The organism is Mycobacterium sp. NAZ190054 (assembly GCF_001545925.1).
In the GTDB taxonomy this organism is placed as follows: Bacteria; Actinomycetota; Actinomycetes; order Mycobacteriales; family Mycobacteriaceae; genus Mycobacterium.
This window is the reverse complement of record NZ_LMVQ01000083.1, coordinates 1-12,844: the sequence shown is the minus strand read 5'-3', so window position 1 is coordinate 12,844 and position 12,844 is coordinate 1. Positions and strand designations below refer to the sequence as shown.

Annotated in this window: 18 protein-coding genes and 1 pseudogene; 12 read left to right on the top strand and 7 right to left on the bottom strand. The window is 68.1% G+C overall.

The window, feature by feature from the left end; all coding sequences use genetic code 11:
• Positions 1-78: 78 nt before the first annotated feature.
• Positions 79-519 carry a VOC family protein gene (locus tag ASJ79_RS07770; protein WP_067954144.1) on the top strand — a complete coding sequence of 147 codons (441 nt, stop codon included), beginning with the start codon at positions 79-81 and terminating at the stop codon, positions 517-519.
• Positions 520-543: 24 nt separating this feature from the next.
• Here ASJ79_RS07770 and ASJ79_RS07765 read toward each other — a convergent pair whose 3' ends face one another.
• Positions 544-1,425 (bottom strand): LysR family transcriptional regulator ArgP, encoded by an 882-nt coding sequence (locus ASJ79_RS07765; protein ID WP_067954143.1) that lies wholly within the window; start codon positions 1,423-1,425, stop codon positions 544-546.
• 33 nt (positions 1,426-1,458) lie between these two features.
• On the opposite strand from ASJ79_RS07765, the gene ASJ79_RS07760 reads away from it, so the two are divergent.
• Entirely contained in the window at positions 1,459-2,394 is a 936-nt protein-coding gene (locus ASJ79_RS07760; RefSeq protein ID WP_067954142.1) for a diguanylate cyclase, read from the top strand.
• A gap of 10 nt (positions 2,395-2,404) precedes the next feature.
• Here the strand turns inward: ASJ79_RS07760 and ASJ79_RS07755 are convergent, their stop codons facing one another.
• From ASJ79_RS07755 to ASJ79_RS07740, 4 genes are all read right to left on the bottom strand, one after another.
• Positions 2,405-3,145, bottom strand: coding sequence for a cutinase family protein (locus tag ASJ79_RS07755; RefSeq protein ID WP_067954141.1), 741 nt, complete (start codon positions 3,143-3,145; stop codon positions 2,405-2,407).
• Between the two features lie 85 nt (positions 3,146-3,230).
• Entirely contained in the window at positions 3,231-4,256 is a 1,026-nt protein-coding gene (locus ASJ79_RS07750; RefSeq protein WP_231750772.1) for an NAD-dependent epimerase/dehydratase family protein, read from the bottom strand.
• 47 nt (positions 4,257-4,303) lie between these two features.
• The gene (locus ASJ79_RS07745) at positions 4,304-5,113 is read right to left on the bottom strand and encodes a DUF5718 family protein (RefSeq protein WP_067954140.1); all 810 of its coding nucleotides are present in this window, start codon (positions 5,111-5,113) and stop codon (positions 4,304-4,306) included.
• 27 nt (positions 5,114-5,140) lie between these two features.
• Positions 5,141-6,094, bottom strand: coding sequence for a helix-turn-helix domain-containing protein (locus ASJ79_RS07740; protein WP_067954139.1), 954 nt, complete (start codon positions 6,092-6,094; stop codon positions 5,141-5,143).
• 180 nt (positions 6,095-6,274) lie between these two features.
• Here ASJ79_RS07740 and ASJ79_RS33080 point away from each other — a divergent pair, with 180 nt between their 5' ends.
• Positions 6,275-6,415: a hypothetical protein gene (locus ASJ79_RS33080; protein WP_197420122.1), complete on the top strand. Its 141-nt coding sequence runs from the start codon at positions 6,275-6,277 to the stop codon at positions 6,413-6,415.
• 3 nt (positions 6,416-6,418) lie between these two features.
• On the opposite strand, the gene ASJ79_RS07735 is transcribed toward ASJ79_RS33080, so the two are convergent.
• Together ASJ79_RS07735 and ASJ79_RS07730 are read right to left on the bottom strand one after the other, a co-directional pair.
• Positions 6,419-6,712, bottom strand: coding sequence for a DUF3618 domain-containing protein (locus ASJ79_RS07735; RefSeq protein ID WP_067954138.1), 294 nt, complete (start codon positions 6,710-6,712; stop codon positions 6,419-6,421).
• Positions 6,696-7,106 carry a phage holin family protein gene (locus ASJ79_RS07730; RefSeq protein WP_067954137.1) on the bottom strand — a complete coding sequence of 137 codons (411 nt, stop codon included), beginning with the start codon at positions 7,104-7,106 and terminating at the stop codon, positions 6,696-6,698. Before ASJ79_RS07730 ends, ASJ79_RS07735 begins: the two co-directional genes overlap by 17 nt.
• 334 nt (positions 7,107-7,440) lie before the next feature.
• Here ASJ79_RS07730 and ASJ79_RS07725 point away from each other — a divergent pair, with 334 nt between their 5' ends.
• The 9 genes and pseudogenes from ASJ79_RS07725 to ASJ79_RS07690 all read left to right on the top strand — a co-directional run bounded on the left by ASJ79_RS07725 (position 7,441) and on the right by ASJ79_RS07690 (position 12,659).
• Entirely contained in the window at positions 7,441-8,202 is a 762-nt protein-coding gene (locus ASJ79_RS07725) for an SDR family NAD(P)-dependent oxidoreductase (RefSeq protein WP_067954136.1), read from the top strand.
• 97 nt (positions 8,203-8,299) lie between these two features.
• Positions 8,300-8,740 carry a MarR family winged helix-turn-helix transcriptional regulator gene (locus ASJ79_RS07720; protein WP_197420121.1) on the top strand — a complete coding sequence of 147 codons (441 nt, stop codon included), beginning with the start codon at positions 8,300-8,302 and terminating at the stop codon, positions 8,738-8,740.
• A gap of 102 nt (positions 8,741-8,842) precedes the next feature.
• Positions 8,843-9,211 (top strand): LLM class flavin-dependent oxidoreductase, encoded by a 369-nt coding sequence (locus tag ASJ79_RS33745; RefSeq protein WP_231750771.1) that lies wholly within the window; start codon positions 8,843-8,845, stop codon positions 9,209-9,211.
• On the top strand, positions 9,181-9,741 hold the full coding sequence (locus ASJ79_RS33740; protein ID WP_231750770.1) for a TIGR03620 family F420-dependent LLM class oxidoreductase: 561 nt from the start codon (positions 9,181-9,183) through the stop codon (positions 9,739-9,741). Before ASJ79_RS33745 ends, ASJ79_RS33740 begins: the two co-directional genes overlap by 31 nt.
• 285 nt (positions 9,742-10,026) lie before the next feature.
• A complete protein-coding gene (locus tag ASJ79_RS07705) occupies positions 10,027-10,395 on the top strand; it encodes an STAS/SEC14 domain-containing protein (protein ID WP_067954133.1) in 369 nt (122 codons plus the stop codon).
• A gap of 39 nt (positions 10,396-10,434) precedes the next feature.
• Positions 10,435-10,893: a hypothetical protein gene (locus ASJ79_RS33735; RefSeq protein WP_067954132.1), complete on the top strand. Its 459-nt coding sequence runs from the start codon at positions 10,435-10,437 to the stop codon at positions 10,891-10,893.
• Positions 10,890-11,414 (top strand): annotated as a pseudogene (locus ASJ79_RS33730) (NRAMP family divalent metal transporter); the annotation flags it as partial. The gene ASJ79_RS33735 and the pseudogene ASJ79_RS33730, both read left to right, overlap by 4 nt.
• Positions 11,415-11,518: 104 nt before the next feature.
• Positions 11,519-11,890, top strand: coding sequence for a divalent metal cation transporter (locus tag ASJ79_RS33725; RefSeq protein ID WP_231750769.1), 372 nt, complete (start codon positions 11,519-11,521; stop codon positions 11,888-11,890).
• A 160-nt stretch (positions 11,891-12,050) separates the two neighbouring features.
• Entirely contained in the window at positions 12,051-12,659 is a 609-nt protein-coding gene (locus ASJ79_RS07690) for a LysE/ArgO family amino acid transporter (protein WP_067954131.1), read from the top strand.
• Positions 12,660-12,844: the final 185 nt, after the last annotated feature.

The following is a 12,844-nucleotide window of genomic DNA, read 5'->3' as shown; positions in this document are numbered from 1 at the left end:
GACATTCTGGACAAGGGACTCCCCGAGTAGCCCCGCGTGAGACCACCCGCGACGGGAGCGTTTTGACATGATGGCGGCATGACGGCCCGTGACATCCAGGTGACGTTCGACTGCGGCGATCCGGCGGCCCTGGCCGGGTTCTGGGCCGAGGTGCTCGGTTACGTGGTGCAACCACCGCCGCCGGGGTTCGATTCGTGGGAGGCGGCGCTGACCACGATGAACGTGCCGGCCGACCGGCACAACGACGCGTCAGCGGTGATCGACCCGGACGGCCGGGGTCCGCGGCTGTTCTTCCAGCGCGTGCCGGAGGGCAAGGACGCCAAGAACCGTGTCCACCTCGACGTCCGCGCGGCCGACGGGCTCGCCGGTGACGAGCGGATGGCGGCGCTGGAACAGGAGTGCGCCCGGCTGGTCGCGCTGGGAGCGACCCGCCTCGGCCGCCACGAGCCGGCGCCTCCGCTGCAGGCCGGCCACATCGTGATGGCCGATCCCGAAGGCAACGAGTTCTGTCTCGACTGAGCGGACGATCGCCGGGCGGGCCCGCTACCGGCGGTCGGCATTCTCGCGGAGCAGCGGGGCGGCGGCCGCGTCGACCGCGGCGGTGACCCGACGGACGGTGTCACTGTCCAGCTTCCAGCACTGCCAGTACAGCGGCACGTCGAGGTGCTGGTCGGTGATCGCCACGAAGGACCCGTCGAGCAGCTGAATCGGGTACATGCCCCAGCCCAGTCCGGCGTGCACCGCCGCACCGAAACCCGCGGCCGTCGGCACGTAATGGGTAGGCCGGGCGATGTTGCGGCGAAAGACCTTGCGCAGCAGCTGATCCTGCAGCGCGTCGGCACGGTTCCAGGCCAGTGACGGTGCCTGCCCCGCGGCCTCACGGGTGAACCCGTCCGGAAGGTGGCGCCGCACGTAGTCCGTCGAGGCGACCGGAACGTAGCGCATCACCCCGAGCGGCTGCACGCGGCAACCGGCCACCGGTGCACGTTCGGTCGTCACCGCCCCCATGACCACCCCTTCACGCAGCAACCGGGCCGAATGGTCCTGGTCCTCGATGCGCACGTCGAACAGCACGTCCGGCAGCCGGGCGAACACCTCGGTGAACCACGTCGCCATGGAATCGGCGTTGACCGCCAGCGCGATCCGCGGAAGGTCCGCGCTGCCTCCGCGCATCTCGGCGAGCGCCTCGGCCTGCAGCAGCGCCGTCTGCGCTGCCAACCGCAGCAAGGGAGCACCGGCCGGCGTTGCCACACAAGGTTTTTCCCTCAGCACCAGCACCTGTCCGACGCGTTGTTCCAGGGCCTTGATCCGCTGGCTGATCGCCGACGGGGTGACGCGCAGGTGCGCGGCGGCCGCGTCGAAGCTGCCGAACTCGACGACCGCCGACAGTGCGGCCAGCTGCGCGGTGTCGAGTTGATCTGCCACAACAGGGATGCTGTCACGCTTTAGGCTGCTCTGGTGATACCCCTGGACGAGCTGCTTCGGCGGAAGATGCTGATCATCTACCTCGCCATCATGGCCGTCCTCTACACGGTGTCGGTTCTTCAGTCCCTCGTCGTGGATTCGCCCCGCTCGGATGCCCGCGGCGAGATCGCCGCCGTGACGCTGGCGATCGCGGGCCTGTTGGTGTCGGCGCCCAAGCCACTGACCGGCCGGCGTTATCCGGTCGCCCTGACCATCCTGGGCTTCACCCCGATCGCCGCCGTGCTGTTTCACGACCAGGAGGTCGCCCAGATCTGGTCGGTCGTGCCGTTGATGTTCGTGGCCATCTTCATCCGCACCTGGCACGGCCCCGGGGTGACGCGGATCGCGGTGGCGGTGTTGGTCACGGCCGCGGTCGTCGCGCTCCTGGCCGCGCCGGCGCCGATCCCGCCGCTGTGGATGGTCGTCTACGCGCTGAGCGTGCTGGGCGCCGCGGAGGTGTTCGGATTGGGCAACTCCGTGCTGCTCGACGCGGCGTTCCGCGATCCGCTGACACTGGTGTGGAACCGTGCCGGCCTCAGGCGTCAGGTCGGACGGCTGATCAAACGGGCGCGGCGCCGCCATCAGCTGATCGCCGTGGTGGTCTTCGATGTCGACGACTTCAAGGGCGTCAACGACCAACGCGGACACGTCGTCGGCGACCGCCTGCTGAGCGATCTGAGCCGAGGATGGGTCGCGCGGATACCGGCCGACAGTGTGCTGGGCAGGATCGGCGGCGACGAGTTCGTGCTGATCGCCGGCGTCGACGACGAGACCCAGGCCCGGACCCTGTCCGGAGAACTGACCGAAGGACTCGCCGTCGAGGTCACCCATGGTGTCTCGGTGGGCCCGCCGGACCGCCTCGCGTTCGACACGCTGTTCGCGGCCGCCGACCGCGACCTCTACGACCGCAAGCGCGCGCGACGGGCGTAGCTCCGTTCGGTCAGCTCACGGCGCTGCCCGACGCGTTGACGAGCACGTCGGACCTGTTGTGGCCCCCGAGCTTGGCGGCGACGAAATCCGCCGCCTGCTGCGCCAGGCCGGTCTGCACATACTGACTGTGTGCGGGACGGTCGTCGCCGTCGGAGCACACCGGATCCGCGCCGTTGCACAGGTCGATCGTCTTGCCCCCGTACAGCGGGCTGATCGAGGTCAGGGGACGGCCGATCTTGGTGGACGGGTTGCCGAACACCGCGACCGCGGCGACGTGATCCGCGACGGCCGGCGGCATGGGCCGGCCGAACCCGAACGTGGCGTTGGGATCTGCGGTGATCAGGTCGACCGCCGCCGCCCCTTGCGAGTAGCCGCCGAGCACGATGCTGGTGGCTGGGCAGCTCGCCGCGGTGGCCTGGATGTGCGCGCTGGCGTCGTCGGCGCCGACCGGGGTGGACTGCAGGAAGTCGTAGGACGCGGGGTAACTGACCGCGTAGACGTCGACGGTGCGGCCGGCCAGGTCATGACGCAACGCGTCGACGAAGGCGTCCCCGACCCGGCCGATTCCCGCGGGTTCGGCTGTGCCCCGCGCGAACACCACTTCCACGTCCGGGCAGGACTGGGCCTGCGCACTGGCGGCGCCGGGTCCGATGAGGCCCGCCGCGAGCACGCCTCCGGCACCGGCAAGGACCAGTGCGCGGCGGACGGAGCCACCGGAGACTGCATCGGCGTTCGAACGGTGATCGGACATTGCGGATCTCCTCGGTCGTGGCCGCCCCCGCGGCGACAACCTATGAAAGCGACGGACCGGAGAAGAAATTCCGTCCGGCGAGATCTCAGGCGCCCACTCGATGCCGTTGCACGTAGTTCTCCGCGGCCCGCGCGATGAAATGTTCGGTGGGCCTCGGATGCCAGTCCAGTTCGCGGGTGGCCTTGGCGTGGCTGGCCGGTGACGTGAACGCCAGCAGGAAGGCGCTCTGTCTGCTGATCGGGACCTGCACGCGCAGAAGCGATCCCATGGCGTCGGCGAGATGGGCGAAGCCGTACACGACGGCCATCGGAATTCCGATCCGCGGTCGGCGGGCGCCCACCGCGTCCGCCGCGGTGGTGAGCAGTTCCCGGTGCGTCATGAACCGTTCGGAGGCGATGTAGCGCTCGCCGACGCGTCCCCGCAGTGAAGCCCGCAGCATCGCGTCGGCGGCGTCGTCGATACCCACCACCTCGGAGCCGACGCCCCGGACGTAGAACGGCAACTTCCCCAGCGCCGCGAGTTGGACGAAGATGCCCTGGCGCGGCTGAAAGTCCGGTGGCCCGTACGGGTTGGACACGTTGACCACGACGGCGGGAACACCGCGCTCGGCGGCATAGGACAACACCAACTGTTCGGCCGCGCGCCTGGACTCGATGTAACCGCCGGCGCGGTCGGCCCAGTTGAACGGGGTGTCCTCGTCGACGGTCTCCCCGTTGACCCCGACGGCGATGGTGCCGATCGTGCTCAGGAACACGAAACGCTTCAGGTTCGCGTCCGCGGCGACGTCCAGCACCTTGCGCAGACCGTCGACGTTGGTCGCGAACAGCGGCGCCGGATCCTTGAGCTCGGCCCGGGTGTCGACGATGCAGTAGTAGACGACGTCGCGGCCGGCCATCGCGGCGGCGGCCGTCGCCGGATCGAACGGGTCGCCGTAGACGCGCTCGACGTCGAGGCCGTCGATCCCTCGGGTGGAACTGGACCTCCGCAGCAGGACGCGGACGTCGGCACCCTCGGCGGAGAGATGGCGGACCACACAGGCACCCACGTTGCCGCTGGCACCCATCACCAGCGCCCGCTGGCCCGTCACGCCCACACCGTCGTCGCTCGTCACAGCGACACGATAACCGAGCGGGCTACCGTAAGAACGACAGTTCGGCGTTACCGCACGCGCTGACGCAGCACCGAGGCGGCCTCGGACGCGGTGTCGTACACCCGCACGATGGCCTCGTCACCCTGCTTGAGATACGTGGATTCGCCCAGCGGGGTGTATCGAGTCGCCCCGATGCCGATCAACACGTTCTCGGGATGCCCGCTGGCGACCATCAGCGCGCCGACGTCTTCGAGCGGGGTCTCCGGCGCGCCCTTCTGATTGGCCAGCCGTTCGACGATCCAGTCGAGCAGCACCTCGCCGTAGTACGAGTAGCCGATCAGCGGACTGTCGACGCCGTAATCGTGCTCCTCACCGTCGCTGTCCAGGTGACAGACCAGGCGCAGGGTCGCCGTCGGTCCGTCCGGGGTGAGATCGCTGATGTCGAAGAACTCCGCCGCGACGCCCTTGGACGATTGACCCCAGTTCTTCTTGTGGCTGATCTTCGGCGCACCCGGCCGGCGGATCGAGCAGTCGTTGAACGCGCCCAGCGCGAACGGCTCCAGGGTGACGATGGTGTCTCCCTGCCACACGACCCGGCAGGCCAGGCCGACCTCGGGTTCGATCTGCAGGTTCAGCGGGCCCGAGAACTCGGGACTGTCGTCGGGCAGCACGATGGCGTCGTGGGACAGCGGGAACTCGCCCAGAAACGTGTCGGACCCCGGTGCGTACCACGGGAAGATTCCCTTCGGCGCGGCACCTTCACTGGTCACGTTCACGAAATCGGCGGCCTCACCTGCTTGTTCGAGGTGCCCCGCGAAGTTCCCCGCGACCCCGAAACCGAACCAGTTACGCATCTCGCTCAGTGGGATTTCGATCACGTCCAGCAGCGTACGCGCCGTCGTGAGTCAGCTCGCGAGTGTGGTTTCGGGATGGACGCCGTAACGGCCCCGGTAGTACACCGCGAACGCCTCGACGACACCGAACCCCCAGCGCGCCGCGATGTCGGCGACGGTGGCGGTCCCCGGGTTGTTGACCACCAGTTCGCGGTGGGCGTGGTGCAACCGCACCCTGCGCAGATAGTCCTTCGGGGTGCAGTTCAGGTGTCGCAGAAACATCGTGTGTACCGACAGCGGGGCTACATGGGCGGCCGCGGCGACGTCGGCAAGCGAGATGTCGGTGTCGGCGTGGTCGTCGATGAACGCGAGCGCGCGTTCCAGCGGCCGCCGGCTGCCGTCCTCGGCGCGGGGCCGGGCGGCTGCCGTGTTCGGGAACGCGGCCAGCACACATCCCGCGAGGTAGCGGAGCAGCGGGCCCGTCACCAGCGGCTGGGACACCGCGTGTGCGTTGGCGCCGACCTCGAGCCGCAGGTGCGACATCACGTCGGCGATGTGGCGGTTTGCGTCCTCCGACAGCGGCGACAGCGACGTCAGGTCGACCGGCTCGAGTTCTCCGCCCGAGGAACCGTAGGCCACTGCTCCCAGCAGCGACCGGTCCAGCACGATCATGTCGTAGTGGGCCCGGTCGATATCGCCGGCGATCCGTTCGTCGCGGCGTCCGCCGAACGCGAGCACGGTGCCCGCGCCGTGCCGTTCGACGGGCCGGCCGGGAAGGTTGCCGCCGAGCACACCCGCCCGGACCCGGCACAGCAGAACGCCGTCGGAGGGATCCATGTCGGCGGTCAGGTGATAGTTGAACTCGCAATCGTCGATCGTCAGGGGGCCCATGCTCGTCCGGAACACCCTGGTGCGACCGCCGGGGACCTCCGGGGCGGACATCAGCCGCATCTCCGAATACGCCGCGCTCAGCGCCTGCTCTGCCTCGCCGATGTCATCGGCGTCGACGAGTACCGCCTCGCCCACGAACCCTCCCCAAACCGCCGGCGTGCCGAGTGCATCGGCAGCCGCTCGTCATCTTCGCATCCGGATACCCGGTATCGCGAAATTCAGCAAAGTCCGACGGTCGAGACGAGCGTGCTGAGCGGATTTGTCTGGTCGTCGCACGACGTGGGTACTGGAGAAACACAGACGAAGGGAGTCGACATGCCCGCAGAACGTGGGGACGAGAAGACCGAGGAACCCGAGGGCGGCAGGCCGGGCCCCGAAGACCATGGCCGTGAAGGCGGGATGGCCACCCGCGAGATCGCGCCCGAACTCACCGAACCCGACGACGGCCAGGATTGATTGTCAGCGGCGCCGCAGCCAGATCACCACGCCGATGCCGGCGATGACGGCGAGCAGGACCCCCACCGGCACCGCGGGACGCTGTTTCGCGCGGTGAGCCACCTCGTGCCCGCGCTGGGTCACCGACTCCTTGGCCTCGGTGACCGCCTGCTGGGCGCGCCCTTTGACGTCCAGTTTGTCCGACAGCGCACCGACGGTGGCGCCGAGCTCGGCGCGGGTCTGTTCGATGTCTGCCTGCAGCTCGTCGACGCCGGCTTCGGGCCCCGGCTCGGGGCGCGGGTCAGGTCCTGTTTCCATGGCGTGCCCCCTTGATCTCGTCGATGTCGGCCTTGACGCTGTCGAGGGTCTGTTCCGCCGGCGGCGGAACCTGGTCGGCCTGCTTCTTGCTGACCAGCGCTGCGATCCCGGCGGCCGCGAACAGCACGACGGCGACGATCACCGCCGACAGCCACACCGGCAGCACCAGCGCCAGCGCAGCTACCGCGGCGGCGATCAGCGTCGCCAGCCCCAGCACCGCCAGCAGCGCCGCCGCCCCGACCATCCCGGCGCCGACACCGGCGTGTTTGGCGGACTCCTTCATCTCCTTCTGCGCCAGCCGCATCTCGTCGCGGACGAGCCGGGACGTCTGCTGGGAGAGTTGACTGACCAACTCCCCCATCGAGGGCTCCGTCTTCGAATGGGTCACCGCCATACCTCCTCAACCACCGTGGGGCCGTGCCCGTCGGGTGCCCACTGCGCACATCCTGAAACGCGTCAGCCGGCGGGCGCCGGTGTCGTGGACCGCAGCACCTCCAGGGACACGGTCTCGTCGCGTTCGACGACCTTCAGGCGCGCCTGACTCCCGCTCGGCTGACGCCTTGCAAGTCCCGGTTGGACGCGACGCCGCGGGAGACGCTCTATTGGTGACGAACTCACTGCCCCCGAACAACTTTCGAGAGGACTCCGGGCATTCCCGACGGGGACACCGACGGGCCCACCGAAGTGCACAAGTACGCTATCGCCCGTCACGCCTTGAGGAGGTCACCATGACAGTGCTCGATTCGTTCCGCCTCGACGGCAAGGTCGTCATCGTCACCGGCGCGTCCTCCGGTCTCGGGGTGGCCTTCGCGCAGGCCTTCGCCGAAGCCGGAGCCGACGTCGCCCTCGGCGCGCGCCGGGTCGAGAAGCTGGCCGACACAGCAGCCCTGGTCTCCGCCGCCGGACGCAAGGCGCTGCCGGTGGGCACCGACGTCGCCGACCCCGACGCCTGCCAGGCCCTGGTGGATGCCACGGTGGCCGAGTTCGGCCACGTCGACGTGTTGATCAACAACGCCGGGGTCGGCACCGCCGTACCCGCGACCCGGGAGACCCCCGACGAGTTCCGCCGGGTCGTCGACATCAACCTGCACGGCTCGTACTGGATGGCGCAGGCGTGCGGCCGGGTGATGCAGCCCGGCAGCTCCATCATCAACATCGCCAGCATCCTGGGCATCACCACGGCCGGGTTGCCGCAGGCCGCCTACGCCTCCTCGAAGGCCGCCGTCATCGGCCTGACCCGAGATCTGGCGCAGCAGTGGGGCTCGCGCAAGGGCATCCGCGTCAACGCCCTGGCGCCCGGCTTCTTCAAATCGGAGATGACCGACGAGTACAAGCCGGGATACCTGGATTCCCAGATGCCCCGGGTGGTCCTCGGCCGCACCGGCGACCCTGCCGAGCTCGCCGCCACCGCGGTCTGGCTGGCCTCCCCCGCGGGTGGCTACGTCACCGGCCAGACCATCACCGTCGACGGCGGCCTGACCATCAACTGAGCCGGGGCAGGGGCCGGCCCCCGTCGGCTGGCTAGATGATCGCCGCTAGCGTGCTAGCCTCTAGTGCACTATGGAATTGCGCTCTGGAGATTCGTCGGTGGAGACGCAGGACGACCCCCGGCACAAGTTGGGTCGGCAGCTGTCCTTTGCCCTATACGGTGCTGCGAACCGAATGATCCGGCAGCACAAGCCTTTTCTGGAGCCACTGGGCCTGACATTTCCCCAGTACCTGGTCATCCTGGCGCTGCTGGATGGCGCGCCGCAAACGGTCGGCGCATTGGGCGCCCGCCTGGAGATGGACACGGGCACCATCACACCGTTGGTGAAGCGACTCGAAGCGGCGGGGATGGTTACCCGCGTACGAGACCGCTCCGACGAACGTCGAGTGTTGGTGGACATGACCGCCGAGGGCAGGGCGCTCGGGCCCGACATCCGCGGCGTCACCGAGCAGATCAGATCGGCGTGTCAGCTCACATACGACGACATCGACGAACTCCGGCAAACACTGGAAGGGCTCGCACGCCCAGCGGTCGACTGAATGACCACAACGCAAGGCACAGTTCGACGTGGCCTCGCGATCACCGGCGCTGCGGGTCCTGACCCGCCGGTCACAACTTCTGATGTGAAATGAGGTACATCAATGGCGAAAACATCTACCGGTCTCCGGTTCCCGGCCAAGGTGGGCGTGTGGTGGAACAGCGAACCCTGGCCGATACGTGAGGCGCAGGCGATCGCCAAGGACATCGAGGCGATGGGCTTCGGGTCGCTGTTCATGCCCGAAGGCGGTGGCAAGGACGCGTTGATCGAGTCGGCGGCCTTTCTCGCGGCCACGGATCGACTGGTGGTCGGTACCGGCATCGCCAATATCCACTTCCGGATCCCGTTGCCTGCGGAGACCGGAGCTCGCACGCTCGCGGCACTGTATCTGGGTCGGTTCGTTCTCGGCTTGGGCGTGAGCCACGCCCCCACGTGGAGCAGGTGCTCGAAGGTGCGTACAGCAAGCCGCTGACGACGATGCGGACGTACCTCGAGCGGATGAACTCAGTGCCCGAGGAGGTCGAGTCGGGCGCTCGGGCCACCCGTCTGCTCGCTGCCCTCGGCCCCAAGATGATTCAGCTCTCCGGCGAGCTCGCCGACGGTGCACACCCCTACCTCGTCACGCCCGAACAGACGAAGACCGCCCGTGAGATCCTCGGTCCCGATGCGTGGCTGGTTCCCGAACAGGCCGTGGCGATCGGCGGGGACGCTGAAGATCAACTCCGGCGGGCACACCAGCACCTGGATCTCTATTCCCGGCTGAAGAACTACCAGAACTCCTGGCTGCGGCAAGGATTCGACCAGTCAGACCTGGTGATCGGCGGGTCCGACCGACTGGCCCGCGCGCTGGTGGGCATGGGGTCGGCCGACGAAGCGGCCGCCTCGCTGACCGCCCACCTCGATGCCGGCGCAGACCACGTCGTGGTGCAGGTCATCGGCGACGGGCCCAGTTCCGACCCGCGGCCGACGTTGCGGGCACTCGCCACGGCCCTGAGCCTCTAGCAATTTCACCGAATGTCGAAGGATTTCCCCATGGTTGACGCGGCGCCGCCCTTCACGGACGTCATCCGGTCCCGGCGCTCGGCCCGCAAGTTCCTGCCCACCCCGATGTCGGCGGCCGACACCCGTGGCGTCCTCGAGGACGCACTTGGGAGGACGGCCGCCAGTCAGAGGACCAACGACCCTCGTGCACGGTTGGTCGGACTCCCGACAATGATCACCAGTGCGTCGTAGCGTTGTGTCGCGGAGGGCAGAGCACCCTCAAGTCGGCGGGAAGGAGACTGTTCGATGATCGAGGTGTTGTCGGACATGCCCGAGGGCGTGTCGGGATTCAGGGTCTCCGGCCGTGCCAGCGGTGAGGACTTACGCAACTTCAAGCCGACCATGGCGAAGATGCTGCAGGGCGGCGAGGTTCGGATCGTCGAGGTCATCGCACCCACCTATGAGGGCTTCGGTCCCGGTGGCCTGGCCGAGGACCTGAAATTGGGTCTCGGGGCGTTGATACGTCACCATTCAGCGTTCAAACGCATCGCCGTGGTCACCGACAAGGAATGGGCGATCCACACACTGCAGGCGCTGGCATGGATGGTCCCCGGCGAGATGGCGCTGTTCAGCCTCGACGAACTGGAGCAAGCCAAGACCTGGGCCGCGGGGTAACGGCGCGGTCTTTGACGACGCTCACGATGCGCCGCTGACGTGCTCCTGCTCAGCGCACTTGTCCGCCGAAAGGTCGTCGGCGCAGACGGATGCGTGGTCGGCCGCATCGCCGATGTGGTGGCGCGCACGAACGGCGACCCAGGCTTACCCGTGGTCGACTACGTGGTGCTGTCCCGAGGACGCAAGGCGCCGGTGCTGGTACCGGGCAAGGCCGTCAATCTGGTTCACCATCACCACATTCGGCTGGACGGGGGCGCCGACGTCCTCTCTGCCAAGGACGCCACACTGGTCGTCGACGTCATTCGAGCCAGCCACCCCGACGATGCGATACGGGTGCTGCGTGCATTACCGGCGAGCAAGACCGCCGACGTGGTAGGCGCAATGCCGGCCGACCATGCCAGTCACTGGAGAGACCGACTCTCCAGCACAACCCCGCGGCGGCAGAGGCATTTCCTTCGCTCGGGAGTCTGGCCCCGCCGCCGGCAGGGGATGCAGTGAGCGTGGCGGTCACGAAGCACCGGCGGTTGGCGATCGGCGCCCTGGTCGCGGTCGTGGGCCCCGGACTGCTCGCCGGGCTCTCGAACGACGATCCCGCTGGTATCACCACGTATTCGGTGCTCGGCGCCGACCACGGTTACCAGCTGCTCTGGGTGTTACTGCTCTCGACGATCGCCCTCGTGATGTTCCATACCCTGGCGGCTCGCATGGGAGTGGTCAGCGGCCAGGGATTGATCGGCCTGGTGCGCCAGCGGTACGGGGTACGTGTCGGCGGCGCGGTCCTCACCGCGCTCGTCATCGCCAACATCGCGACAACGTGTGCCGAGTTTGCCGGTATAGCAGCAGGTTTCGAGCTCTTCGGCACCAGCCGCTACGTCAGCGTCCCAGCCGCGGCACTGCTCGTCTCAGCACTCGTGCTGCGAGGCAGCTTCCAACGCGTCGAACGCTTCTTGCTGATGTTGTCGACGGTGTTTCTGGCCTACATCGCGTCGGGCATCCTGGCCGACCCAGATTGGGGTGCGGCCGCCCACGGGTTGCTGATCCCGACAATGCCCATCGACCGCGAGGCGGTCGCGATCGTGACCTCGCATCGACACTGTTCGGGATCGGACTGGTCGGCGCGGCCGTGCTGGCAGCAGCCATCTTGCCGTTGTCGACCGCCTACTCAGTATGCGAGTACGCCGGGGTCGAATCCGCCCTCAATGACCCGTTCCGAGCGGCGAAAACGTTCTACCTCACCTTTGGCGCCGTCACTGTGCTCGGTGCGCTCATCGTCATGATTCCCGGCGCCCCGCTGGTGACGATCCTCGTCGCCACCCAAGTCCTCAACGCCGTCCTGCTACTCCCTCTGCTGGGCGTGATCATCGGAATCGCACGCGACGCCGAGATGATGGGCCGATATCGGTTGAGCACAACAGGTACGGCAACCTACGGGGTGACGGCGGCGGTCGTACTGCTGTGCGTCGTTGCGCTCGCGGTCACCTCAGGTTGGGGCTGAGCCGAATGCGGCTCACTGGTCGCAGCCGCTTCCGGTGCGGTCGCCATTCGTGCCGAGTTGTCGTTTCCGTCGACCCGATGTCGGCGTCGATTAGCGTCACTAATGCATGTGAAGAATCTTTAGCTGTACTGCATCGTGTGGACTCCTTAACCTGAGCCTCGTGCATCCCGCCTACCTTGTCGTGCTCAGCGGCTTCGCCACCGCCTTCGCCCTGATCGCCGCGATCGGCGCGCAGAATGCGTTCGTGCTGCGCCAGGGGATCCGCGGCGAGCACGTGCTGCCCGTCGTCGCGGTGTGCACACTGTCGGATCTGCTGCTGATCTGCGCCGGCATCGCCGGCTTCGGCGCGCTGATCGCCGCCCACCCCGACATCGTCACCGTCACGAAATTCGCCGGGGCCGCGTTCCTGATCGGGTACGGGCTGCTCGCCGCGCGCCGCGCGTTCACGCCGGGGGCGCTCACCCCTGCCGACGCGGCACCGGCCCGGCTGACCGCCGTGTTGGCCACCTGTCTGGCGATGACCTTCCTGAACCCGCACGTCTACCTCGACACCGTGATCCTGCTCGGCGCGCTGGCCAACGAACACCAGGACAACAAGTGGTTGTTCGGCGTCGGGGCGGTCACCGCCAGCGCCCTGTGGTTCACCGGTCTCGGGTTCGGCGCCACCCGGCTGCGCCACCTGTTCGCGTCGCCGAAGACCTGGCGCCTGCTCGACGGCGCGATCGCGGCGACGATGTTCGCGCTGGCCGTCTCGCTGGTCGTGACCTGAGCGACGGCCGAAAAGTATCGCCGTGTAACGCGAGGCGTTAGCCTCGACGATGTGACTGTCGTGCGAGTTGTGAAGACCGTGGCGCTGAGCGCGCTGCTCGGCGGCGCGGCCCTGGCCGCCGCCACCCAGGCCGGTGAACCACAGGGCGCTGGCGGTGACCGCCCCGACGCCGAACAACCACTTGT

What these genes read in the sequence shown, in the direction of transcription:
- ASJ79_RS07755 (WP_067954141.1), bottom strand. Translation starts at nt 3,145, where the DNA reads ATGTCCGATCACCGTTCGAACGCCGATGCAGTCTCCGGTGGCTCCGTC.
- ASJ79_RS07730 (WP_067954137.1), bottom strand. Translation starts at nt 7,106, where the DNA reads ATGGCGGTGACCCATTCGAAGACGGAGCCCTCGATGGGGGAGTTGGTC.
- ASJ79_RS07705 (WP_067954133.1), top strand. Translation starts at nt 10,027, where the DNA reads ATGATCGAGGTGTTGTCGGACATGCCCGAGGGCGTGTCGGGATTCAGG.
- ASJ79_RS33745 (WP_231750771.1), top strand. Translation starts at nt 8,843, where the DNA reads ATGGCGAAAACATCTACCGGTCTCCGGTTCCCGGCCAAGGTGGGCGTG.
- ASJ79_RS07725 (WP_067954136.1), top strand. Translation starts at nt 7,441, where the DNA reads ATGACAGTGCTCGATTCGTTCCGCCTCGACGGCAAGGTCGTCATCGTC.
- ASJ79_RS33080 (WP_197420122.1), top strand. Translation starts at nt 6,275, where the DNA reads ATGCCCGCAGAACGTGGGGACGAGAAGACCGAGGAACCCGAGGGCGGC.
- ASJ79_RS07735 (WP_067954138.1), bottom strand. Translation starts at nt 6,712, where the DNA reads ATGGAAACAGGACCTGACCCGCGCCCCGAGCCGGGGCCCGAAGCCGGC.
- ASJ79_RS07770 (WP_067954144.1), top strand. Translation starts at nt 79, where the DNA reads ATGACGGCCCGTGACATCCAGGTGACGTTCGACTGCGGCGATCCGGCG.